General features: G+C 64.8%; 22 protein-coding genes and 1 pseudogene. 14 read left to right on the forward strand and 9 right to left on the reverse strand.

Annotated features, from left to right (window positions below):
• Positions 1-3: 3 nt before the first annotated feature.
• From ACQPZ2_RS21675 to ACQPZ2_RS21685, 3 genes are all read right to left on the reverse strand, one after another.
• A complete protein-coding gene (locus ACQPZ2_RS21675) occupies positions 4-1,164 on the reverse strand; it encodes an anhydro-N-acetylmuramic acid kinase (RefSeq protein WP_433527224.1) in 1,161 nt (386 codons plus the stop codon).
• Entirely contained in the window at positions 1,164-2,693 is a 1,530-nt protein-coding gene (locus ACQPZ2_RS21680; RefSeq protein ID WP_433527225.1) for a sodium:solute symporter, read from the reverse strand. The genes ACQPZ2_RS21675 and ACQPZ2_RS21680 overlap by 1 nt, the downstream gene beginning before the upstream one ends.
• A 63-nt stretch (positions 2,694-2,756) precedes the next feature.
• A complete protein-coding gene (locus ACQPZ2_RS21685) occupies positions 2,757-3,686 on the reverse strand; it encodes a BadF/BadG/BcrA/BcrD ATPase family protein (protein WP_433527226.1) in 930 nt (309 codons plus the stop codon).
• 58 nt (positions 3,687-3,744) lie between these two features.
• Between ACQPZ2_RS21685 and ACQPZ2_RS21690 the strand changes: the two genes are divergently transcribed.
• Positions 3,745-4,245, forward strand: coding sequence for a DUF1992 domain-containing protein (locus ACQPZ2_RS21690; protein ID WP_433527227.1), 501 nt, complete (start codon positions 3,745-3,747; stop codon positions 4,243-4,245).
• 29 nt (positions 4,246-4,274) lie between these two features.
• Here the strand turns inward: ACQPZ2_RS21690 and ACQPZ2_RS21695 are convergent, their stop codons facing one another.
• Positions 4,275-4,934: an RraA family protein gene (locus tag ACQPZ2_RS21695; RefSeq protein ID WP_433527228.1), complete on the reverse strand. Its 660-nt coding sequence runs from the start codon at positions 4,932-4,934 to the stop codon at positions 4,275-4,277.
• 198 nt (positions 4,935-5,132) lie between these two features.
• Here ACQPZ2_RS21695 and ACQPZ2_RS21700 point away from each other — a divergent pair, with 198 nt between their 5' ends.
• From ACQPZ2_RS21700 to ACQPZ2_RS21710, 3 genes are all read left to right on the forward strand, one after another.
• Positions 5,133-5,732 (forward strand): hypothetical protein, encoded by a 600-nt coding sequence (locus ACQPZ2_RS21700; protein WP_433527229.1) that lies wholly within the window; start codon positions 5,133-5,135, stop codon positions 5,730-5,732.
• A 57-nt stretch (positions 5,733-5,789) separates the two neighbouring features.
• Positions 5,790-6,197, forward strand: a complete 408-nt coding sequence (locus ACQPZ2_RS21705; protein WP_433527485.1) for a TIGR03668 family PPOX class F420-dependent oxidoreductase — start codon at positions 5,790-5,792, stop codon at positions 6,195-6,197.
• Between the two features lie 99 nt (positions 6,198-6,296).
• Positions 6,297-7,127: a mycofactocin-coupled SDR family oxidoreductase gene (locus ACQPZ2_RS21710; RefSeq protein ID WP_433527230.1), complete on the forward strand. Its 831-nt coding sequence runs from the start codon at positions 6,297-6,299 to the stop codon at positions 7,125-7,127.
• Positions 7,128-7,129: 2 nt separating this feature from the next.
• Here ACQPZ2_RS21710 and ACQPZ2_RS21715 read toward each other — a convergent pair whose 3' ends face one another.
• Positions 7,130-7,363, reverse strand: a complete 234-nt coding sequence (locus ACQPZ2_RS21715; protein ID WP_433527231.1) for a hypothetical protein — start codon at positions 7,361-7,363, stop codon at positions 7,130-7,132.
• Positions 7,364-7,729: 366 nt separating this feature from the next.
• Between ACQPZ2_RS21715 and ACQPZ2_RS21720 the strand changes: the two genes are divergently transcribed.
• Positions 7,730-7,939 (forward strand): TOBE domain-containing protein, encoded by a 210-nt coding sequence (locus ACQPZ2_RS21720; protein WP_433527232.1) that lies wholly within the window; start codon positions 7,730-7,732, stop codon positions 7,937-7,939.
• A gap of 36 nt (positions 7,940-7,975) precedes the next feature.
• On the opposite strand, the gene ACQPZ2_RS21725 is transcribed toward ACQPZ2_RS21720, so the two are convergent.
• Entirely contained in the window at positions 7,976-8,371 is a 396-nt protein-coding gene (locus ACQPZ2_RS21725) for a TetR/AcrR family transcriptional regulator C-terminal domain-containing protein (RefSeq protein ID WP_433527233.1), read from the reverse strand.
• On the opposite strand from ACQPZ2_RS21725, the pseudogene ACQPZ2_RS21730 reads away from it, so the two are divergent.
• The 3 genes and pseudogenes from ACQPZ2_RS21730 to ACQPZ2_RS21740 all read left to right on the forward strand — a co-directional run bounded on the left by ACQPZ2_RS21730 (position 8,303) and on the right by ACQPZ2_RS21740 (position 13,205).
• A pseudogene (locus tag ACQPZ2_RS21730) lies at positions 8,303-9,510 on the forward strand (FAD-dependent monooxygenase). The gene ACQPZ2_RS21725 and the pseudogene ACQPZ2_RS21730 sit on opposite strands and share 69 nt — an antisense overlap.
• A 386-nt stretch (positions 9,511-9,896) precedes the next feature.
• Positions 9,897-12,248, forward strand: coding sequence for a sulfatase-like hydrolase/transferase (locus ACQPZ2_RS21735; protein WP_433527486.1), 2,352 nt, complete (start codon positions 9,897-9,899; stop codon positions 12,246-12,248).
• Between the two features lie 12 nt (positions 12,249-12,260).
• Positions 12,261-13,205 (forward strand): formylglycine-generating enzyme family protein, encoded by a 945-nt coding sequence (locus ACQPZ2_RS21740; RefSeq protein ID WP_433527234.1) that lies wholly within the window; start codon positions 12,261-12,263, stop codon positions 13,203-13,205.
• Between the two features lie 45 nt (positions 13,206-13,250).
• Here the strand turns inward: ACQPZ2_RS21740 and ACQPZ2_RS21745 are convergent, their stop codons facing one another.
• A complete protein-coding gene (locus ACQPZ2_RS21745; protein WP_433527235.1) occupies positions 13,251-13,415 on the reverse strand; it encodes a hypothetical protein in 165 nt (54 codons plus the stop codon).
• A 594-nt stretch (positions 13,416-14,009) separates the two neighbouring features.
• Here ACQPZ2_RS21745 and ACQPZ2_RS21750 point away from each other — a divergent pair.
• The 3 genes from ACQPZ2_RS21750 (at position 14,010) to ACQPZ2_RS21760 (ending at position 15,577) form a co-directional block, all read left to right on the forward strand.
• Positions 14,010-14,339 (forward strand): ArsR/SmtB family transcription factor, encoded by a 330-nt coding sequence (locus ACQPZ2_RS21750; protein ID WP_433527487.1) that lies wholly within the window; start codon positions 14,010-14,012, stop codon positions 14,337-14,339.
• Positions 14,339-15,049 (forward strand): cation transporter, encoded by a 711-nt coding sequence (locus tag ACQPZ2_RS21755; RefSeq protein ID WP_433527236.1) that lies wholly within the window; start codon positions 14,339-14,341, stop codon positions 15,047-15,049. The genes ACQPZ2_RS21750 and ACQPZ2_RS21755 overlap by 1 nt, the downstream gene beginning before the upstream one ends.
• A gap of 243 nt (positions 15,050-15,292) precedes the next feature.
• Complete coding sequence (locus tag ACQPZ2_RS21760; protein WP_433527237.1) at positions 15,293-15,577, forward strand: GNAT family N-acetyltransferase; 285 nt, start codon at positions 15,293-15,295, stop codon at positions 15,575-15,577.
• A gap of 38 nt (positions 15,578-15,615) precedes the next feature.
• Here the strand turns inward: ACQPZ2_RS21760 and ACQPZ2_RS21765 are convergent, their stop codons facing one another.
• Positions 15,616-16,566: an FkbM family methyltransferase gene (locus tag ACQPZ2_RS21765; RefSeq protein WP_433527238.1), complete on the reverse strand. Its 951-nt coding sequence runs from the start codon at positions 16,564-16,566 to the stop codon at positions 15,616-15,618.
• A gap of 414 nt (positions 16,567-16,980) precedes the next feature.
• On the opposite strand from ACQPZ2_RS21765, the gene ACQPZ2_RS21770 reads away from it, so the two are divergent.
• From ACQPZ2_RS21770 to ACQPZ2_RS21780, 3 genes are all read left to right on the forward strand, one after another.
• Entirely contained in the window at positions 16,981-18,072 is a 1,092-nt protein-coding gene (locus ACQPZ2_RS21770) for a phenazine antibiotic biosynthesis protein (protein WP_433527239.1), read from the forward strand.
• Positions 18,072-19,451: an aldehyde dehydrogenase family protein gene (locus tag ACQPZ2_RS21775; RefSeq protein ID WP_433527240.1), complete on the forward strand. Its 1,380-nt coding sequence runs from the start codon at positions 18,072-18,074 to the stop codon at positions 19,449-19,451. The genes ACQPZ2_RS21770 and ACQPZ2_RS21775 overlap by 1 nt, the downstream gene beginning before the upstream one ends.
• Positions 19,452-19,562: 111 nt before the next feature.
• Positions 19,563-20,603, forward strand: coding sequence for a fatty acid desaturase family protein (locus tag ACQPZ2_RS21780; RefSeq protein WP_433527241.1), 1,041 nt, complete (start codon positions 19,563-19,565; stop codon positions 20,601-20,603).
• Here ACQPZ2_RS21780 and ACQPZ2_RS21785 read toward each other — a convergent pair.
• Positions 20,600-21,736, reverse strand: coding sequence for a helix-turn-helix transcriptional regulator (locus tag ACQPZ2_RS21785; protein ID WP_433527242.1), 1,137 nt, complete (start codon positions 21,734-21,736; stop codon positions 20,600-20,602). The genes ACQPZ2_RS21780 and ACQPZ2_RS21785 overlap by 4 nt on opposite strands.
• Between the last annotated feature and the right edge of the window lie 198 nt (positions 21,737-21,934).

Raw genomic sequence — 21,934 nt, forward strand, 5'->3', positions numbered from 1 at the left:
GGTTCACCTCGTCACCGTGAGTCGTCGGGGCATGGCGGTCGGCGCACTGGGCAGCGCGAATCCGTCCGCACCAGGGGTGATCGAACCGAGCACCGCCGCGCGACTCGCTCCCGTACAGGCGGGACGGCTACCCGCCAGACCGTGCGCGGTGAGGAAGCCGAGCACCGCGAATGCGGTTGCCTCCTTCGCCGCCGACGGTAGGCCGAGTTCGTCGGACGTGCGCAACTTCGTGGTACCGAGATGTGCACCGAGCATTGCCATCAGGGTGGGATTGTGTGTCCCACCGCCCGATGCGATGACCTCGGTCGGGCGCAGCGGTGCGAGGGCATCGGTAATGGTGCGGGCGGTCAGCGCGGTCACAGTGGCGACAATATCGTCGGGGGAGGCCGAACGGCCGTCCAACACGCGCTCCAGGTAGGTGCGGTTGAACTGCTCCTTCCCGGTGGTCTTGGGTTCCGGTGCGCGGTAATAGGGTTCCGCGAGAAGGGTTTCCAGCAGTTCGGTATCGATGTCGCCGCGGGCGGCCCGTACTCCGGCGCGGTCGAAATGCTCGGCACCGCCGGTGCACAGTTCGACGGCCGCATCGATGAGGGCATTGCCGGGGCCGGTGTCGAAGGCGGCCGGTTTGTCGCCGGTGACCGTGACATTCGCGATTCCGCCGATGTTCAGCGCGGCCGCGCGTTCGGGACGCCCCGCCAGCCACAGCAGGTCGAACAGCCCCACCAGCGGTGCGCCCTGCCCGCCCGCGGCGATATCGCGCGAACGAAAGTCGCTGACGACCGGCAACCCGGTGCGCTCGGCGATCCACGCAGGCTGCCCCAGTTGCAGCGTGCCTTTCACCGCGCCGTCGTTCACCCAGTGGTAGACAGTCTGCCCATGTGAGGCGACGAGATCAGCTGTGCCGCTGAAGAACTCGTGCCGTGCCGCATCGGCGGCATCCGCGAAGGCTTGGCCGATCGCGGTATCCAGACGGCACACGGTGGCCATATCTATGGCACCGGGTGGCAAGGCGGCGATGAGTTCTGAACGCAGTTCATCCGAATACGGTCGGCTGAGCTGTCCGACGAGATGTACCTGAATCGTCGCGTCCCGAGTTGCGATATCCGCGCCGATGGCATCGATCGCATCGTGCGAGGTCCCCGACATCAACCCGATGACGCGCACTACGCCACCGCCGCAACGGGTTCCGGCTCATCCGGTGCGGACGCCGGATGGAACAGGCTTGCGATTGCGCCGACGATCAAGGTGACGAGCACGCCGATCGGCACCAACCACTGTGCCGCGATACCCTTTTCGACCACCTTCCCCGCGACGGTCACATCGATCTTGACCACCCGCACCACGAACGTCATCACGATCACCGTGGCGATGAAGGCGACGATCGCGTCGAACTGGTTGGCGCGCGCGACCAGTCGCCCGAGCAGGAAAGCACCGAGCAGCGCACCGTAGGTGTACCCCGCGATGGTGAGCGCCGTCAGGTATACATTGCCCGTCGTCGCGCTGAAACCCATCGCGAACGCCGCCATCAGCGCCGCCCACACCAGTGTCATCACGCGCGCAAGGCGCAGCAGCGTGTGATCGGTGAGCGTGCGCCGGGAGAAGCTGCGAATGATATCGGCGACCGTCGAATTGGCCATGGAATTCAACGCCGAGGACAGCGAACCCATTGCCGCGCCGAGGATTCCGGCGACCAGCAGTCCGGAGACCACCACCGGCAACCCGTGCAGAATGAAGTTGGGATACAGGCTGTCCGCGCTGGCCAATCCGAGTTCCTTGGCCGACTTGCCGCTATTGTAGGACCACAGCAGCGCACCGACCAGGGAGAATGCGGCGAACTGGATGGCCACGAAGATGCCCGAACCGATCATCGCCTTCTGACTGTCGCGCAGTGACCGCGTCGCCAGAATGCGCTGCACGATCAGTTGATCCGAGCCGTGCGAGGCCATCGCGAAGATCGCCCCACCGATGATCGCGGTCGGGAGGGCAAAGGTGCTGGTGAGAATGTGGGCAAGACCGAAATCGGTATCGAAGACACCGAACTTGCCCGCATGCAACGCATCCGACCAGCCGGACGTGCCGACGTGGCCGGTGAGCACGCAGATCGCGATGAGCGCGCCGGTGAGGTAGAGGCCCATCTGTAGTGCATCGGTCCAGATCACCGCCTTGATGCCACCCAGGTAGGTGTACACGACGGTGAGCAGCGTCAGCGCCACGATGATCGCGTCGTAGCCGAAGTCGAGTCCTAATTCGCTGAGCAGCAACTTGATCGGAATGGCGGAGGCGAACAGTCGCACGCCCTCGGCGAGCAGCCGGGTGAACACGAAGGTCACCGCGGCCACGCCCTGCAGATAGCGACCGAAGCGCAGCTCGAGGTACTGATATGCGCTGACGAACCCACCGCGCTTGTAGAGCGGGATCAGCACGATCGCCACGACCGTGCGTCCGATGATGTACCCGATGGCCAGTTCGACGTTTCCGAAGGCCTGATCGGTGTACGCTCCGCCCGGAATCGAGATGACGGTGAGCACACTGGTTTCGGTGGCCACCACCGAGAAACACACCGTCCACCACGGCATTCGGCCCTCACCGACGAAATAGTCGCTGCTGGACTTCTGTTTTCCGGACAACCGCAGGCCGATCCACGCGACGGTGACGAGATAGACGACGATGACGGCGAGATCGAGTGCGTTCAACGCAGCTCCCCGGTGACGCGATGGACTGAATGCAACTAAGTGTCAGATGTAACGAGGTCTCTGTCAATAAGTGTCAGAGATTCGAGTGACCAGCGCTTCGAGCGCGGTGGTCGGGTCGAGGGCGAGTAGCGCGGCACCGTCGATCGGGTCGCCGAGCGGATCGCGACGGTCGATCGCGTGCACGATCTGGTTGTCGAGCTGCTCGAGGAGTGGTGCGCCGAGCTTGGCCAGGCCGCCGGTGATGGCATAGGGGACCGGTGGGCGAATTCCGGATCGTTCGATCACGGCAAGGACGGTGCGAGCGAGTGCACGTGCGGCGGCCGCCATGATCGCGGCGGCGGTATCGTCGACGGCAGCCGCGACGACGGGCGCAAATTCGGCGGCGACAAGAGCTGGATTATCTTGTTCGCCAAGGTATTTCGGCAATGCGTCCAGTTCGATGCCGTAGTGTTCACGGACCCGCTCGGTCAGGATGGTGCGTGGGCCGCGGCCGTCATGGGCGCGCAACGCGGCACGCAGACCTTCGAGTCCGATCCAGCCGCCACCGCCCTCATCGCCGAGTTGCGGCCCCCAGCCGTCGACCCGAGTGAACCGGCCCGCCTCGTCGACGGCCGTCGCGACGGCTCCGGTTCCGATTGCCAGCACGACTCCGGGCGATCCGCCCAGCGCCCCGGCATGTGCGGTGACGGCGTCGGAAGTCACGGCGACCGCGGCAGCGCCGGGAACCTCGGCCAGCCTCCGACCGAGCGCCTCGGCTGCGTCCGGTGCCGATGCGGCGCCCGCCGCACCCACCGAGAGCGTGAACGTTGCCGGTAGCGCCACGATCTGATCGATCACCGCGCGGATCGCTCGCTCCGCCGCATCGACACCCGCACTGTCCGCCAGCCCCGGCGCGCCCGGCGCTTCCGCATATCCCACCTGCCCTCCATCGATGCGCAGCGAACCGCGACATCCGGTCTTGCCGAGATCGATCGCGAGGACATGGCTGGTCATGGGAATATCTTTACCGTCCGTAGACTGGGGTTATGGACGTTCCGTCGAAGCTGTTGCCATGACCGAGCGGAAACCCCTCGGTGTCACCTTCGAATCGTGGATCGACAAACAGGTCCGCGAGGCCACCGAACGCGGCGAATTCGAGAACCTCCGTGGCACGGGCAAACCGATCCCGAGCTCCGTCGACGACGAGAACTGGTGGTTGCAGAGCTACCTGCGCCGCGAGGGCGTGCGTGGCGACGGCCTGCTGCCGCCGTCCCTCATATTGCGTCGCGATATCGAGGAACTTCCGGAAACGGTGCGGGATATGACCTCCGAACGCGAGGTCCGCAAAACGGTATCGGAGCTGAACGAGCGCGTCGTCGAGTGGTTGCGAATGCCGCACGGGCCGTTTGTACCGGTCGGACCGGTGAACACCGAGGAGATCGTCACGCAGTGGCGCGCCGACCGTGTGACCACACGTCGAGTGGCACAGCCCGAGTCGAGCGTGTCGAGCACTCGGCCCGCGCCTGCCGAACCTCGGTGGTGGCACCGGATCCTGCGCCGCCGTCCACGCTGATCTACCTGCAGTGCAAGGCGTTTCGGGGGTCAGGACAGAAAGCGCAGTGTCGACGGTTCACCGCGATTCAGGGCCGCGGTGTGCTCGGCGAGGTTGAGACCATCGCTGAGTGTCGATCCGGTATCGAGCAGCGCGACCAGTTCGGCCTCCGCGTCCTTGACCGCTGCCGCCGCATCGAGGAGCCAGTCGATGCGGTCGGGTTCGACGACGATGACGCCTTCCTGGTCGGCGAGGATCAGGTCACCCGGGGATACCTCGACGCCACCGCAGGTCACCGGAATCTGCAGCTCGCCGAGCTGTGCGGTGGTGCCCGCCATGGGCGTGACGAAGCGGCTGTACACCGGCAGCGCACAATCTCGGACATAGCCGATATCGCGATACCCGCCGTCCACGATGATGCCGCCGAGATTGCGCACCAGCGCGCCGCGCGCGAATAGTTCTCCGGCGAGCGCGATTTCGGCACCACCGCCATCGACGACAATGACGTCGCCGGGTGCGGCGGTCTCGACGGCGCGCAGCACGGCGAGGAAGTCGCCGCGACAGCGCACAGTGAAGGCGGGACCGAGGATCCGCGGCTGAGCCGAACGAAGGCGAATGGCGCTGTCCAGCACCCGAATCGACTTATCGGCATCGCAGATCGCGGTCGTATCGACGGCCCGGAACTTCTGGACGAGCTGGTCGGTCGGCATCGATGACGTCCCCTTCGTAACTCGAATGACGGGATCAATTCGCATCGTACGGTCGAACAGCGCGCGGACCAATCGTGACCATGCGATGGGCGGGGCGGGGCGAGTTGATCTTGCCGGATATCCAGCAAACTATTGGCACACCACCGTATGCTGCGTCAAGAATTCGGTTTGCCCTGCTGCGATGACGTCCAGGAGGTCATGCGCGTGGAAGACAACCGATACCTGGCCGAGGCCGAGGACGAAACGGCGCGCGAAATGCGCCGCAGAATCGCCCTGGCGCTACCCGCGCTGGGGCTGGCGCTGCCCGTGGTCTGGAAGGGCTCGAACGGTGACGCGGCTGTGCCGTCGACCGTCGAGTTCCCGGCCATCCAAGACCGGTCCCCGGGTCCGGGCACCACGATTCACGGCATGGCCGACCTGAACTGGCAGCCCGCGCCCGGTGCACCACCGCAGAGCTTCGAAACCGCCGACGTGCTCGGTTCCTATCGAGCCCCCGGCTTCTACGCGAGCTATGCCCGCTGGCACCCCGGCTGGATGAGCGCCCCGCATGCCTACACCTTCGACCGCCACGCGGTCATGCTCTCGGGCATCTGGACCGTCGGTGCGGGCGCCACCATCGACCTGACCGCGACTCTGCCCATGTACCCTGGCGAATTCGCCACGCGCACAGCGGGTACGCCACACTACGACGGCACTTTGCACGACAGCCCGGAGCCCGCGGTGTTCATCTTGTTCGGAATCGGCCCTGCCATACCGATACCCGTGGACCCCGCGCGGCCGCTGTTCGTCCGCGTCTAGTCGCCGAACAGGTGAGAATGGGGCCGTTGCCGATCGTAATGTGGAGGTGCGGTGCGACTGAGTGCGAAAGTGGCGCGGGCACGGTTCATGGCAGAACCGGTAGCCAGACTCGCCACCGTATCCACCGACCTGCGCCCACACATCGTGCCGATCGTATTCGCGGTCACCGACGACACCATCTACAGCGCCGTCGACGCGAAACCCAAGACGACAACCGCCTTACGCCGCCTGGCGAATATCGCCGCCAACCCCGCCGTAGCCGTACTCGCCGACCGCTACAGCGACGACTGGACACACCTGTGGTGGGCGAGGGCCGACGGCACCGCACGAATCCTCGATGACTCCGAAGCCCAGCAGGCCCTGGACCTGCTGACCGCACGCTATCCCGTCTACCGCACCCAGCCGCCACCCGGTCCGGTGCTCGCCGTCGACGTCACCCGCTGGTCGGGCTGGTCCGCGAGCTGACCTTCGCGGCGTGGTCCGCGGCTGTCGCAACTCCTATTTCGAATGCACGGATGCTACTGGTCGTGACAGCATGGGCAGACCAGTCGAAAGGGGACCCGCGTGGGGCAGTTGGAGGGCAGGGTCGCGGTGATCACCGGCGGCGCTCGCGGTCAAGGGCGTTCGCATGCGGTCACTTTGGCGGCCGAAGGCGCCGACATCGTGCTGTGTGACATCAGCGAACCTATCGACAGTGTGCCGTATCCGCTGAGTTCCGAAGACGATCTCGACCAGACCGTCAAACTCGTCGAGGAGACCGGGCGGCGTTGCGTCGCGGTGCAGGCCGATGTGCGCAGCCGCTCGGCGATGGACGGGTTGGCCGAACGAGCCATCGCCGAGTTCGGTCGGATCGACATCCTGCTCGCCAATGCGGGTATCGCCTCCGGGGCGGCCGTCGCCGAGATGGACGAACAGATGTGGCAGGACATGATCGATGTCAACCTCACCGGCGTCTTCCACAGTTTCCGCGCGGTCTTGCCGCATATGATCGAACGCCGGTGGGGCAGAATCGTCGCCACCTCGTCCATCGTCGGCCGCATGGGAGCGGCGAACTCCGGCCACTACGCGGCGGCGAAATGGGGTGTCATCGGCTTGGTGAAATCGCTTGCACACGAAGTAATTCCGCACGGCATCACCGTGAACGCGGTTCTACCGGCCGGTGTGCGCACCGATATGATCATGAACCCGGCGATGTATTCGGCGATGGTGCCCGATATCGAGAATCCAACCCTCGAGGACGTGGAGGCGATGTTCGCCGCCGGTCCGCCGAATGGCGACCTCATTGTGCCGCAAGAGGTTTCCCAAGCGATCCTGCTTTTGGTCGGCGAATCCGGACGCCACTTCAACGGCGAAGCGATCACCATCTCCGGCGGCATGAGCGCGGGCACCACCTGAGGCTAGAACCCGACCGTGTTGAGAATCGCCAGCACGAACGGTGCCGCGACAATGAGCACCCCGATAACCACCAGCGCCGCAATCACATTCGCGATACGCCAACCACGCGGGGCGGAATAGCGGCGCGACAGCCGGTGCGCATCCGCCGTGGACTGGCGCGCCCAATCCATATGCCGGGCCACGTTCCGATTCGCATTCTGACTCGCCTGCCAAGACGAGAATCCGGGATTTGTCATCGTCGATGTCCTTCCGACACTTCGAGAACCGATGCCACCAACACTATTTCCGCACCGCCGCACCCGAATCCGCCGAAGTACTCATCCCCCTACTCATCCGCCCACGCGAATCCAGACGTCGCCGACGCACTCGATCGGACCGTGTGCGGCGTCCCAAGCCACCGCGTTGTCCGCATGATGTCCTACCATTCGAACCACCGCCGCCACCGATAGCCGGATGACGGGGGATGAGCACCCCCGTCGGATGCCACCTCGGCGCAGAATTCGCATCGGCACGACCAGTGCATTTTCGTGGGCAAACCCAACCCCGTGCGGCGTGGACGAACATCCGATGAATCGGCGCCCGCACTGCGTAGGATCACTGACATGCGACTATCCACACGTAACCAACTCGATGGAACAGTCGTCTCGGTCACCCGCGGCGAAGCGATGGCCGTCGTCCGCGTCCGGCTGGCCGGCGGCGACGAAATCACGTCGTCCATCACCCGCGACGCCGCCGACGACCTCGAGCTCAGCGACGGCTCCCGAGTCACCGTCCTCGTCAAATCCACCGAAGTCGCGCTCGGCGTCGACTGAACCTCACCCGTGGCACCCGCACTGCGCTGGCCCACGTCAGCGCAGCGACGCCACGAGTCGATCCAGTCCGTAGGCGAACTGGACGTCGCGTGGTGTATTTCGCAGGGTCCGCGATCCTGCCGCGACACGCGGGAACCGCTCTGCGTCGACCTCACCTCGATCTTCACCGCGGTCGGCGTTTTCCTTAGCGGCCTGTTCTTCGATCACGAAGCCCAAGACGTAGTACTGCACCGAGAACGCCGCCAACGCCGCTTCACTATCGGGCACACCCGAGGCGAGCGCGGCACAGATCGCCGCTTCGCCGAATGCCAACGTATTCGACTGGCGGACAAACGTGCCCGCGAAAACTCGACCACCGTCTCGATGCGGCAACAGCGCCGAGCGCAGTCGGTGTGCCAACTCGAGGAGCCGGTCGGTACCCGCCGCACCCACACCGCTGTCATCGCGGACACTGTCCTGGCGTACTGGCTGGAGTGTGCCGGACTGCATCCCACCGTGGTCGAACGATCAGCAAGTCTGCGCAGTGGCGGAAACGCCGTTGATCTGCGCGGACCCGCCGTGGACATCGCCGCCGACATGGGCGTCCTCGACGAACTCCGAGCTCGGGCGACCCAGTTGGGCGAGTTCCACCGCATCGATCCGACCGGGGAGCGCATCGTCACGATGCCCCCGAGGTGATCAGCGGTGACATCGAAGTACTGCGAACAGAACTCAACGCCGTGTTGTTCGCCGCGGCACAGTACGGAATCGATTACCGGTTCGGTGATTGCGTGGTAGCAATCGAAGACAACGGCAGTGCTGTCACGGTCACGTTCGAGAGCGGGGCGCGCGAGGACTTCGATCTCGTCGTCGGCGCAGACGGACTGCACTCACGCACCCGGGCGCTGACGTTCGGGGAGGAAAGCGACTTCGTCCACCACTTGGGCTGCTATCAGGCGCATTTCACGACCGACAACTTCCTCGACCTCGATTACTCGGGACTTCTGCTGAATCGCCCCGGCCGCACAGTCGGATGCTACAGCGTGCACCAGAACCGCGAGATCGTCGTCGGCCTGTTCTTCGACTCGCCTCCCATCACTTACGATCGCGCGGACACCGTCGCTCAGCGACAGTGGGTGGCACAGGTTTTCGCCGATATGGGCTGGCGAACCAGCGAACTTCTCGAAGCCATGAACGGCTGCGACGGCTTCTACTTCGATCCGATCAGCCAGGTGATGACCGGCGAACCGTACCGCGGTCGGGTAGCCCTCGTCGGCGCTGCCGCGTACAGCCCGTCGCTGCTGTCCGGCATGGGAACAACTGTGGCGATAGTCGGTGCCACCGTGCTCGCCGACGAGCTCATATCCAACCCCGGTGATCACCAGCACGCGTTTCGTCGATACCACGCTCGGATCGCGGACATGATCACCCTGAGCCAGGACCTCGCGCGCGCCCCTCGGGGTTGGTTCATCCAACCCGGCCACGAGCAGGACGCACACTCGGCAGACGAAGAATCCGCCGTCCTGCGCAGTCGAGCCGTGCACGCCGCAAGTTTCGCGTTTCGGGAGAGCCCCCGGATCCGGGCGATGTAGCCCACAGATTCAGGGCACACTGAGTCAGAGTCGAACTCATGGGCGAGAAGGTTTCACTCGACGCCGCCGGTGACCACGTACAAACTCAACCCGTTCCGAACTCGGTCGCCCCTGCCGAACTCGTGACACATCGCGGTTGGCCGCCGTACTCTCTGTACGGAAGACGTTGATCAGCGAACTTCCCGACATCATGTCCGGGAGAGCACGTCCACCACACGTCGAATCGAATATCCGACCCCGTCTCCGCGGTATCGCCGGAGCTGGGAAGGCACATCCCAACACGACAGCCGCACCGATCGGCATTCGCGCGTGAACTCGGCATGAGGTCAGGAGCCCGGACAGCAGGACGAATGGCAAACGAGCAGCTCTCGCACCGGAGGTGGATGATGGCCAGGAAGTTCGAGGGGAAGGTCGCGCTCGACATACGTGATTCGGTCCCCGATTGGGGGCCTTACGCGGAACCGACGGCACCACGGGGCGCGCCGAATGTGCTGTATCTGGTGTGGGACGACATCGGGATCGGAACCTGGGACTGCTACGGCGGTCTGGTCGAGATGCCGAATATGAAGCGAATCGCTGATCGCGGTGTGCAGTTCACTCAGTTCCACACCACCGCCCTGTGCTCGCCCACTCGTGCCTCCTTGATGACCGGCCGGAATGCGACCTCGGTCGGTATGGCGACCATCGAGGAGTTCACCGATGGGTTCCCCAGTATGTGTGGTCGGATACCGGCCGAGACCGCGCTGTGCTCGGAGGTCCTCGCCGAGCGCGGGTGGAACACATACGCGGTCGGCAAATGGCATATGACACCACTGGAAGAGGAGAATATGGCCGCGTCCAAGCGGCATTGGCCGCTGGGGCGTGGGTTCGAGCGGTTCTACGGTTTCCTCGGTGGCGAGGCCGACCAGTGGTATCCGAATCTGGTGTACGACAACCACCCGACCTCGCAGCCGTACCCACCGGAAGACGGATATCACCTGTCGAAGGATCTGGCGGACAAGGCGATCGAGTTCATCCGCGACTCGAAGGTGGTCGCCCCCGACAAGCCGTGGTTCACCTACCTGTGCCCGGGATGCGGGCATGCGCCGCACCACGTGCCGCGGGAATGGGCGGACAAATACCGCGGCCGGTTCGACATGGGCTATGAGAAGTATCGCGAGATCGTGCTGGAGAACCAGAAGCGCATGGGTCTGGTGCCGGAGAACACCGAGCTGTCGCCGATGAACCCGTATGCGAATGTCACCAGTGCCGACGGCAAGCCGTGGCCGATGCTGGACACGGTGCGAGCGTGGGATTCGCTGTCGGAGGACGAGAAGCGGCTGTTCCGACGGCAGGCGGAGGTGTTCGCCGGATTCCTGTCCTACACCGACGCCCAGATCGGCCGACTGCTGGACTATCTCGAAGAAAGCGGCCAACTGGACAACACCATCATCGTCGCCTTCTCCGACAACGGCGCCAGCGGCGAGGGCGGTCCGAACGGCACCGCCAACGAAATGAAGTTCTTCAACGGCTACATCGACACCGTCGAGGACAGCCTGACCAAGCTCGACGAGCTGGGTTCGCCGACCACCTACCCCCACTACAGCATCGGGTGGGCGATGGCGTTCAACACCCCGTACAAGCTGTACAAGCGCTATGCCTCGCACGAAGGCGGCATCGCCGACCCGTGCCTCATGTCGTGGCCCGCCGGGGTGGCGGCCCGTGGCGAGGTGCGCCACCAGTACCTCAATGTCTGCGATATCACCCCGACCGTCTACGACCTGCTCGGCATCACACCGCCGGACACGGTGAAGAACGTGCGGCAGCGTCCCTTGGAAGGGATCAGTTTCCGGGCGCTGTTCGATGACGCGAACGCGGACGTCGGCAAGCACACGCAGTTCTACTCGATGCTCGGCACGCGCGGAATCTGGCATCGTGGGTGGTTCGCCGACACCGTTCACGCGGCATGCCCGTCCGGCTGGGGACATTTCGACCAGGACCGCTGGGAACTGTTCCACATCGAGCAGGACCGCAGCCAGATGCACGACCTGGCCGAGGTTCATCCCGAGAAGCTGGAGGAGCTGAAGGCGCTGTGGTTCTCGGAGGCCGAGAAGTACAACGGTATGCCGCTCAACGATCTCGATGTCATCTCCATGATGACCCGCCAACGACCGACGTACGGCTCGCAGCGGGACAGTGCCGTCTACTATCCGGACGTCGCGGAGGTGGGACCCGGTGCGGCGCTGGAGATTCAGGGAAGGTCGTTCGCCCTGCTCGCGGAGACGACGATCGACAGTTCTGATGCCGAGGGGGTGCTTTTCGCCCACGGCGGCCGACTCGGTGGACACACCCTGTACGTCAAGGACGGCCACCTTTGTTACACCTACAACTTCCTCGGTGAGGAAGAGCAGACCATCATCTCCGATCGAACGGTACCGCTGGGCGACCACATCCTCGGGATCCGGTACGAACGCCGCGGCACCCGCCCCGACAACTTCACACCCACTGGTGAGGCCGTCCTGTACATCGATGAGAACCCGGTCGGCTCACTGGAGGACATGCGGACCCAGCCCATCGTCTTCTCCGGTGTCGGAGAAGGCATCCGCGTCGGCCGCGACAGCGGCCAGTCCGTATCCGCGAGCTACCGCTCACCGTTCCCGTTCACCGGGGGAACCATGCACCAGGTCATCGAGGACGTGAGCGGTAAGCCCTACCAGGACCTGGAAATGGCAGCGGCTGCAGCATTTTCGCGCGATTGAGGCAGGGGTTCCATGGCTACCGCGATCCGTGACAATATCCGGCGAGGCATGGTCCGTATATCCGGCGGCAGCTTCGCAATGGGATCGGAGGACTTCTTCCCCGAGGAGCGTCCGGTGCACCGGGTGCGGGTCGATCAGTTCTGGATCGACCCGCACCCGGTGACCAATGCCGCGTTCCGGCGCTTCGTGAAGCAGACCGGATACGTCACCGTCGCCGAACGTAGTCCCGCGGCCGAAGACTATCCGGACACCGAGCCGGAGAACCTGATTCCGGGCGCACTGGTATTCCAGCCCACCAGGGGACCAGTGTCATTGGACGACTGGCGCCGATGGTGGCGGTATGTGCCGGGCGCGTGCTGGCGCCATCCGCGCGGGCCCGGCAGCACACTCGACGGACTCGACCGCCACCCGGTCACCCAGGTCGCCTTCGAGGATGCGGCGGCATACGCGGCCTGGGTCGGCAAACAGCTGCCGACCGAGGCCGAATGGGAGTACGCCGCCCGTGGCGGACTCGATGGGGCCATCTACGCCTGGGGAGACGAGTTCGAACCCACCGGCCGTCGTATGGCCAACATCTGGGTCGGCGCGTTTCCGTGGCAATTCCACCCCGGCCGAGGACAGACCGGGAGACCGGGCACCACGACGGTCGGCACCTATTCACCGAACGGCTACGGTCTGCACGATATGACCGGGAACGTGTGGGAATGGACCGTGGACTTCTTCCGCCCCGAGCACCCGACACCGACCTGCTGTGCCCCACGCAACCCGCAGGTGGCCGCCCCCGAACCAACAGCGGCGCAACGCTTTCCGCGCCGCGTCATCAAGGGCGGATCGTATCTGTGCGCGGCCGACTACTGCCTCAGGTACCGGCCCGCCGCCCGGCAGGGGCAGACCGAGGACACCGCTACGTGCCACATCGGCTTCCGGTGCGTCGTGCGCGACGCACCGGAAGCGTGAAATTGTGTCCTCGACCGGCTAGCCCGGTTCGAGGGAGCCGCGGTCTCAGATGCACCAGACGACACTACCGAGCGGGAAACATATCGCGACCGATCCGGCCGGAGTCGCGTAGGACGACGGCGAATCGGCAGAAGCTGCGGGAGCTGCCAGGACGAGCAGGGGCAGGGCCATAACAGTCGCGGCAGCGGTCTTCACTATTTTCTTGGACATTTTGAATCCTTCAACTGAATGCTGAATCGAGGAATTGCTCTCGACATCTCCGTGGTGGCCCTGTTGGGCTGATGCGTGCCCGTGGTCTGTTAGACGTGGGCGACTGGATTCGGTGATGTCGGCCAGGACCGAGCTCTTGTGACGTCCGCATGCTCGGCCACGCTGCCGAGCCGCTGGATTCGGTTGTGAATGTCACCTGCCGAATCGGCTGCTGTTACCCGATTCGTTGCTCGGTGAAGCGCGCACGATTTACCCCCGACCGGAGTGCGTATTCCGGCTGGCCGACGGCTGCGCCATCGACCGAACCGGACAGGACACCTCCTGGTACCGCTGAAAGGCGTCGAGCACAGCTTACCGCTGGCTATCCGGCGAATCAGCGGGAACGAGAACATTTAGAAGATAACTATCCTATTAATGGCCGGTCAGGCGTAACTTCTCACGCCCACTCGGCTATCTCCTTCGACAGATTCTGCGATTCAGGCGTTCACGGACACGACCGGTTCGGCTTGTGTGCGTGGTCGGCGATCGGCTGGCGACACCGCAGACAACAGTTCAGCCTTTTGTGAATACATCAAAATCTGTATCGTATGGATGGTGGAGACCTTGCTGCATCGTGACGCGCTGGCCCGCTTCGGTCACGCGTTGTCGGATCCGACCCGTACCCAGATCCTGCTGAGCCTGCGCACCGGTTCGGCCTATCCGTCGGAGTTGGCCGACCGGATCGGGGTTTCGCGGCAGATCCTGTCCAACCATCTGGCCTGTCTGCGCGGCTGTGGCCTGGTCGTGGCGGTTCCCGAGGGGCGGCGCAGCCGCTACGAATTAGCTGATCGCCGCATCCGACACGCCCTCGACGATCTCCTAGGCCTGGTTCTCGCGGTAGATCCGGCCTGCTGCCCGGCCGCCGACAACGAGGAGTGCTGCTGATGTCGCAATCATTGGGCATGCCGTCGGTTCCGTCGGTGGTGGCGCTCTCGGGTTCGTCGCAGCGGAATGCGGTGCTGTCGCGGCGGATCCGCTGGTTCGTCGTCGCGACCATCTCCTACAACGTGATCGAGGCGGGCATCGCCCTCACCGAGGGCACCCGTGTCTCCTCGACCGCGTTGATCGGATTCGGACTCGACTCGGTGATCGAGGTGTCCTCGGCCGCGGCGCTCGCCTGGCAATTCGCCGGTCGCGATCCGCGCAAGCGCGAGAAGACCGCACTGCGGATCATCGCGCTGTCCTTCTTCGCCCTCGGGCTCTATGTCACCGCCGACTCGGTTGGCGGCCTGCTCGGCATCGGCGAAACCCGGCATTCCCCGATCGGAATCGGTTTGGCCGCAACAAGTTTGGTAGTCATGCCGGTGCTGTCTTGGGCTCAGCGCCGCGCGGGGCGCGAACTCGGCTCCGCCTCCGCCGTCGCCGACTCGAAACAGACCTTGCTCTGCACCTACCTTTCGGCGGTCCTGCTCGTCGGGTTGCTGCTCAACAGCCTGTTCGGCTGGTCCTGGGCCGACCCGATCGCAGCCCTCGTCATCGCCGCCATCGCGGTCAAGGAAGGCGTCAATGCCTGGCGCGGCGACACCTGCTGTCCCACACCTCAATTCAGCATCGACGCCGCCCAGCCCGGCAGCCCCGACTGCGGGTGCCACTAGGAACTGGCGGTGAGCGCATATTCCATCCTGCGCTATTCGTCGGTGGGTGCAGAGGTTCTCCGCACCGGTCGGGGAGGAAACCGGCTGTGACGCTGCGGTCGAGCGCCTGCTGGATGTGGCCGAAACCGATCCCGCCCGCGACCCGGTGGCCCGCCGAATTCGATTGCCTTGCACGGTTGTTGCCGCTGTCCTGTTGCCATGGCCTTCCGATACCCAGACGATGTTCCCGCCCGCACTGACGGCATGGTCACGCTCCGCGCGCATCGACAGGAGGATCTCGACGCCATGGTCGAGCAGTGCCGCGATGTCGAGATGCTGCGCTACACGACTGTGCCACGCCCCTATGGCCGCAAAGACGCCGAGGACTACCTCGACCGCACCGCCCGCAATTGGGAAGATGCCACACCAACCTCGAGCCGCGCATGGGCGATCAGCAAGTCGGCACCTGGGGCAAGGACGCGATTCTGCGGTACTGTCTACTACCGGCCGACCGGGGTGGCACCGCGACGATCCTCGTCGTCCGTGTGAGCCATGGCCAACTGAGCACCGGGCGTGATCGGCGGAACTCAGCTTTCGGCGGCGCGAGTGAGTAGTAGATCGATCTGCCGGGGCAAGGGCCCGGTGGCCGGCGCGGGCGGGAGTGGGTGTCGCAGCATGCCCGGAATATCCTCCGGCGCGTAGGAGTTCTGGATCCGATACGTGTGAAAACCGTTGTCCATGAACGGTTTCAGAATCGTTCCCACGTCGTGACCGGCGATGTCGAGCCAGTGGGGAGTCACTTCGACGATAATTTCGCAGTCCTTGCGCAGCCGCGGAATCGAGGCGGCGAGCTGGGTGAGGACTGTGCCTTCGGCGCCTTCGACATCTACTTTGATGATTCGGGCGTTCTCCAGGTCGCCCGGGTGCAGCATGTGGGCCAGTGGCAGGCCGGGAACGGTGACCGTGGACTGGTAGGTGTCGGGGCGGATCGTTGTGGTGGCGCCAATGTTCGCGTGCGGGGTGTAGAGAGTCACCGTGCCCGGTTCGATGGTGACGGCGGCTTGGACGACGCGGACGTTGCCGACGTTGTTGAGCGCCAGGTTCGCTAGCAGCTGTTCGTGTGCCGCGGGCTCGATCGCGACGACATGTCCGGTGGGGCCGACGAGTCGTGCCGCGAGCACCGCATACCACCCGCTGGCGGATCCGATGTCGATGAATCCGTCGCCTCGCCGCAGAGATGAGGCGACGAGCCTGGAAATGCAAGCCTCCCAGCAGCCGTGAAGGTAAATCGCGCGGGCAATGAAGTCGCTGGTCGTCGGGACCAGGAACCGCTGGCCGTATCGGGTGCGCACTGTTTTGGGTGGCCGTGGTCTCTGCTGGAGACCGACGTCGAGCCATTCCCGCAGCAACCTCTGCTTGACGGCGATTCCGGGACCGTATCGAACCCACCAGCGGGCGGCGACGAGCAGCGGCGGCCAGGGCGGTGGTCTGAGCACGCTCTGTTGCCACGGGGGAGGAGTCGAGACAGGATTATTCACCGCCGTGACGGTATCGGCGGTCGCGCGGGATCGTCGAGCGATTTCGCGACAGTGCCTGCCTGGTCGATTCAGGGCCGGTGCCGTCCGTGACCGTTTCGGCCTGTCGGTCATCGGCGGACCGGTGTGAGCCTCGCGTGTGCCTATGGCGACGATCGGGTGTCCGGTCGTGACGGCAGCGCAGGCAATGACCAGGTGGCGAACCCCAGGTCAAAACTGTTGCAGGAGACGCGATTCCGACTGCGTTGGACCACGCGTCGCCTCTGTGGCATCCGTGGTGATCCCTGCAAGCCCGACAGGTGGTTTCGATCGGGGGATCGAACCGGGTCGGTCGCCGGTTTGGCCGCCGTCAGGCACGGGAGGATTGCCCCATTCGAGCGAAATGCCCCGATTCGGGCTTTATCTGGAGGCCGCTGAGTGCTCCCTGAAATTTTGGACCTCTCCCGTCGCGAACTCGCGGCAACCAACGCGGACGACTATATCCGCGCCCTCGTGCATTGGCATTTCAGCGAAGATACGGGCAGCCCGTTCTGGCTGCGGCGAGCGAAGACCCTCGATTTCGATCCGCTCACCGATGTGCGGACCTTCAGCGATCTGAGCCTTTTTCCCAATGTCGTCAACGAATTCCGCGCGGTGCCCGTCGAGGATATGATTCCGCGCGGGCTGACCGGTGCGGATCGAGTCATCGCCGGGATCTACGAAAGTGGCGGCACCACCGGCGATCCGAAGCGTTTCGTGATGTTCGACCGGTGGATGGACTTCGCGCTGGGCTGGGACGAGCACCACTACACCGGAATCGGCGACGCGAATGTGCTCGCGGTGACGCCGAGTGGGCCGCATATGTTCGGAGAGTTCGCCGAGCGCCGGGCACGCAGGCACAACGGTGTGAAGTTCACCGTGGATCTCGATCCACGGTGGATCAAGCAGATGATCGGCCGGGGCGACACGGCCGACACCGAACGCTACGCCGATCACATCGTCGACCAGGCAGCCCACCTACTGGCGACACAATCGGTCGGCATACTCATCACCACACCGCCGATCCTCGAACGGATCGCGCAGCGCGATCAATTGGTCGATCTCGTGCGCGAGAAGATCCGATTCATCTGCTGGAGCGGTGCCCATATGGATGCGGATTCACGGAATATGTTCCGCCACGACATCTTTCCCGGCATTCCACTCAAAGGTCTCTACGGCAGTACCACAATCCTGGGCATGTCGCGCGAACGTGACGAGGAGCGGCCGGACGGGCTGGCGGTATTCGACACACCCAGCCCCTATATCGCGTTCCGAGTCGTCGACGCGGCAACCGGCGCCGACGTGAACGACGGCGAGCGCGGACAGGTCGTGATGAACCATCTCACCAAATACGCACTACTGCCGAACAACCTGGAACGCGACATCGCACTGAAGGCCGAGCCGCCCGCGGGCACACTCGGTTGTTCGGTCGCCGACGTCGGACCGGTGCGAACCTTCGACGACGTCGAGGTCATCGAGGGGGTGTACTGATGAGCGAGTTCATCCAGATCGACGCGCTCGGCCCGGGCGGCGCCTACCGCGCACACGCCCGCAAGCCGCTGATCACCGTGTCCGGCGACCAGATCGGTGAGATCAGTCAGGTCCCGCCCCTTTACGTGCGGCGCACCATGGCGGCAATGCGCAAAGCACCGATCATGCCCGCGACCGCGCGCTCGTCGGCCCTGCAGCGCGCCGCCGACCTCTTCCTGCACGGCGTCATCGACGGTCTGGACCCCAGCGATTACACACGTCTGGTCTCGGTCACCTCCGGTGTGCCGCTGGCCGTCGTGCATCAGGCGGTGCACTGGGTCGCCGACGTGCTGCGCGAGCAGCCCGCAACCGTCGGGCTCGCCATGCCCAGAGGAGCCGTGCGCGACTGGCACGATCCACAGACCAGCGCGGGCTCGGCCGTCTGGACTCGCAAAGGAGACCTGTTCGCTGTGCACGCGGCGGGCAATACGCCTGCGGTGCACGGACTTTGGCCCGAGGCGCTCACGCTGGGATACAAGGTCGCGGTACGACCGTCCACCCGAGAACCGTTCACGGCTTTCCGCTTGGTCAGCGCCTTACGTGCGGCCGGGTTCCCGCCGGACGTCGTCACGTTGCTCCCGACCGACTACGCGGCCGCCGACGTCATCTTGGCCGAAGCGGACTTCTCGATCGTCTATGGCGGGGACGACGTGGTCGACAAGTACGCCGCCAACCCCCGAGTGCTGACTCAGGGCCCCGGACGGTCCAAGATCCTGGTCACCTCGGATGTGGATTGGCGCGACCATATCGAGTTGATCGCCGACTCGGTGAGCCATCTCGGCGGCACCGCATGCACGTGCGCGACCGCGGTGCTCGTCGAGGGCGACCCCGCACCCCTGGCCCGAGCGCTGGCCGAAGTGCTCGATCGGATTCCGAGCCTGCCCGCCGACGATCCGGCCGCGATCCTGACCGTGCAGCCCACCGAGGCCGTGGTGGCGATCGACGCCTACCTGCACAAGGTAGCGGGCGACGCGCACCCGATCCTCGGCGGTGACACCATCGTCGACGAACTCGATACCGGTGGTGCGGTCCTGCGTCCCTCCGTACACCTCGTCGCGGACAGCACCGCGGCACAACTCAATGTCGAACTGCCGTTCCCCTGTGTCTGGGTCGGCCCGTGGTCGGCGTCGGATGGCGTTGCGCCGCTGAAGAACTCACTGGTATTGACCGCGATGACCCAGCGACGGCAGCTGATCGAAGCGCTCCTCGACGAGCCGACGATCACCAACCTGTACCTCGGCGACAACCCGACCACCTGGCTGCGCCCGGGCGTACCCCACGACAGCTATCTCGCCGAATTCCTGATGCGTACCAAAGGCATGATCCGTTCCGGAGTCTGACTGCCACATCGACCCCGAGCGTTCGGGCTGTGTGGGGCTGTTGTTCGGTTGACACCGGTAGGTTTGCAGATAACCTTCGCAGCCGATGATGTATCGATAGGGGCCCAACACGTGACATTGACCCAGACCGACCCGCGTGTCGAGCCCGACCGGACAGCGGACCGGGGCAGCGACTACGCCAGGCTGTCTCGCCGAGTGCGACAAGCGGGACTGCTGAACCGGCGGTTGCGGTACTACGGCTGGCGGATCGCGGTCACGGTGGCGGCGCTGGCTGCGGGATGGACGGCGTTCGTTCTCATCGGCGACTCGTGGTGGCAGATGGGCACGGCGGTGTTTCTGGCCGTGGTCTTCGCTCAGTTCGCCTTCCTCGGCCACGATGCCGGGCATCAGCAGATCTTTCGCACCCGGCGGGCCAACCAGCTGTTCGGCATGATCTGCGGAAATCTCGGCATCGGGTTGAGCATCGGCTGGTGGGTCGGCAATCACAATCGCCACCACGCGAACCCCAACACCGAGGGCGCCGACCCCGACATCATGGGCGTGCTGGCGCATTCCAGTGTGCGGGCGCGGGCCGGCCGTGGCATCCGGCGGCTGATATTCCGGTACCAGGCATGGCTGTTTTTCCCGATGCTGTTCCTCGAGGCGGGCAGCCTGCACACCGCCAGTGTTCGAGCCCTTGTGCGGCGATCGACACCGTACTGGGGCCGGGAGGCCGTGCTGCTGGGCGCCCACGTGGCCTTATATCTGTCTGCGGTGTTCCTCGTGCTGTCTCCGGCTAAGGCAATTGTCTTCATCGCGGTGCAGCAAGGCTTGTTCGGGTTCTACATGGGGTGCACCTTCGCGCCCAACCACAAAGGGATGGCCGTACTGCCGACTCCTGGTTCAACCGACTTCCTGCGCCGTCAAGTGCTCACATCCCGCAATGTCCGTGGCGGGTGGCTGACCGATACCGCCCTCGGTGGCCTGAACTACCAGATCGAGCACCATCTTTTCCCGTCCATGCCCCGGTCCAACCTGCGCCGAGCCCAACCGCTGGTCGCCGCGTTCTGCGCCGAAATCGGTGTTCCCTATTGCCAGACCAGCCTTCTGGGCTCATACAGCCAGGCGCTGCGTCACCTGCACACGGTTGGTCGGTCCGCCGGCGCGGCCTAGTCCTCGCGGTGTTCGACGAACTGACCGGTTCCGGACAGCACAGCAGTCAGCACCCGAACCAGTTCGGCCTGTCGATGCGTACCGGTCTTCTCGAAGACGCGTTGCAGATGTGTGCGCACGGTGTTGGCCGATACCGCCAGTTCTTCCGCGATCGACCGCAGGCCTTCGCCGCGTAATGCCGCCGCCGCAACGCGCGCTTCGGCTCCGGTCAACCCGTACAGTTGCCGCAGCGCCTTCGGTCCTCCCGGAATTTCGTGATCCGGGTCGACGATGACGACGAGCGCCGCCGATGTGCACTCCTCCGGGCGGCTGACCTTCGGATCCAGCGGTAACACCAGCAGTGCGTACGAGCTGCGACCGCTGTCCCGGGGAACGAGGGTGCGCCCGCCGACGTAGGGCCCATACTTGCGGACTGCCGAATCGATCATGGCGCGCATCCCGACTGCTGTTCGGCTGTCCGATGATTCGAGGTGCCCGCGGCGTCCTATGCCGAGGCCGTCGCGCGATTCCAGGATCGACAATGCCGCCGGGTTCGCATAGCTGATAGCGCCACAACTGGACACGATCACCAGCCCGTTCCGATGCGCGTCGAGCACGGCGATCGCCAGGCCGTATTCGTTGCGTGCGTCCGTCAAACAGGACTGCACGTTCAGCGCGTTGCGCAGATGCGGGAGCAGCAGGCGCATTGTCGATGTCGCCTGTGGTCGGTCGAGATTGCGGCTCCCATCGGGATACACCCCGATCCAGGAGGTGCTGGCGCCACTGGTGAGGAGTGTGAGTATCCCGTTGCCCAGCCGGTGCGGCACCATCCAGTCGCAGAAGAACGGATGCCGGTGCAGGTAGTCCGGCCCGAGCAGCTCTTCGCACGTCGTAATGACACCGGCGGGTTGATGTTCGAGCGCATTCGCGATCGGATCGATACGCCAGTATCGGGTGTTGTAGCTGTGGCGCAGATCGTCCGCACCGAGTGAACAGGCGGTCATCCGCCGGCTACCCGATGCCGAGACGACCAAGCCGCCGCGGTGCGCGCCCAGCGCCGTGACGATATCGTGCACCGCCTGCGGCCAGTCAGCCGGATGCAGCGCCGCACGGTTGATTCGCGCGACGATCGCGGAGAACCTCTCGACTGTCATCGGCATATGAAATGACCTGCGACACAAGAGAAACGGCAATCATCCTGGGGTGGATCATAGGTCTTCGGGAGGTGCTTCACACGAGTAGTCCGACACTCGATTCCATTGTCCCGAATGTCGTCGACGGGGACCGCTTTTTCATCGGTTTGGATGACGAACCGCGCCACGAGCCCTGCTCTACTCGTTTGGGCAACTGCT

Source organism: Nocardia pseudovaccinii, from assembly GCF_050942345.1.
Lineage (GTDB): Bacteria > Actinomycetota > Actinomycetes > Mycobacteriales > Mycobacteriaceae > Nocardia > Nocardia pseudovaccinii.

Bases quoted from the DNA above. Each gene is read 5' to 3' on its own strand.
- ACQPZ2_RS21685 (WP_433527226.1), bottom strand. From the start codon at position 3,686: ATGACCAGCCATGTCCTCGCGATCGATCTCGGCAAGACCGGATGTCGC.
- ACQPZ2_RS21690 (WP_433527227.1), top strand. From the start codon at position 3,745: ATGACCGAGCGGAAACCCCTCGGTGTCACCTTCGAATCGTGGATCGAC.
- ACQPZ2_RS21695 (WP_433527228.1), bottom strand. From the start codon at position 4,934: ATGCCGACCGACCAGCTCGTCCAGAAGTTCCGGGCCGTCGATACGACC.
- ACQPZ2_RS21700 (WP_433527229.1), top strand. From the start codon at position 5,133: ATGCGCGTGGAAGACAACCGATACCTGGCCGAGGCCGAGGACGAAACG.
- ACQPZ2_RS21715 (WP_433527231.1), bottom strand. From the start codon at position 7,363: ATGACAAATCCCGGATTCTCGTCTTGGCAGGCGAGTCAGAATGCGAAT.
- ACQPZ2_RS21720 (WP_433527232.1), top strand. From the start codon at position 7,730: ATGCGACTATCCACACGTAACCAACTCGATGGAACAGTCGTCTCGGTC.
- ACQPZ2_RS21735 (WP_433527486.1), top strand. From the start codon at position 9,897: ATGGCCAGGAAGTTCGAGGGGAAGGTCGCGCTCGACATACGTGATTCG.
- ACQPZ2_RS21740 (WP_433527234.1), top strand. From the start codon at position 12,261: ATGGCTACCGCGATCCGTGACAATATCCGGCGAGGCATGGTCCGTATA.
- ACQPZ2_RS21745 (WP_433527235.1), bottom strand. From the start codon at position 13,415: ATGTCCAAGAAAATAGTGAAGACCGCTGCCGCGACTGTTATGGCCCTG.
- ACQPZ2_RS21755 (WP_433527236.1), top strand. From the start codon at position 14,339: ATGTCGCAATCATTGGGCATGCCGTCGGTTCCGTCGGTGGTGGCGCTC.
- ACQPZ2_RS21760 (WP_433527237.1), top strand. From the start codon at position 15,293: ATGGTCACGCTCCGCGCGCATCGACAGGAGGATCTCGACGCCATGGTC.
- ACQPZ2_RS21775 (WP_433527240.1), top strand. From the start codon at position 18,072: ATGAGCGAGTTCATCCAGATCGACGCGCTCGGCCCGGGCGGCGCCTAC.
- ACQPZ2_RS21785 (WP_433527242.1), bottom strand. From the start codon at position 21,736: ATGACAGTCGAGAGGTTCTCCGCGATCGTCGCGCGAATCAACCGTGCG.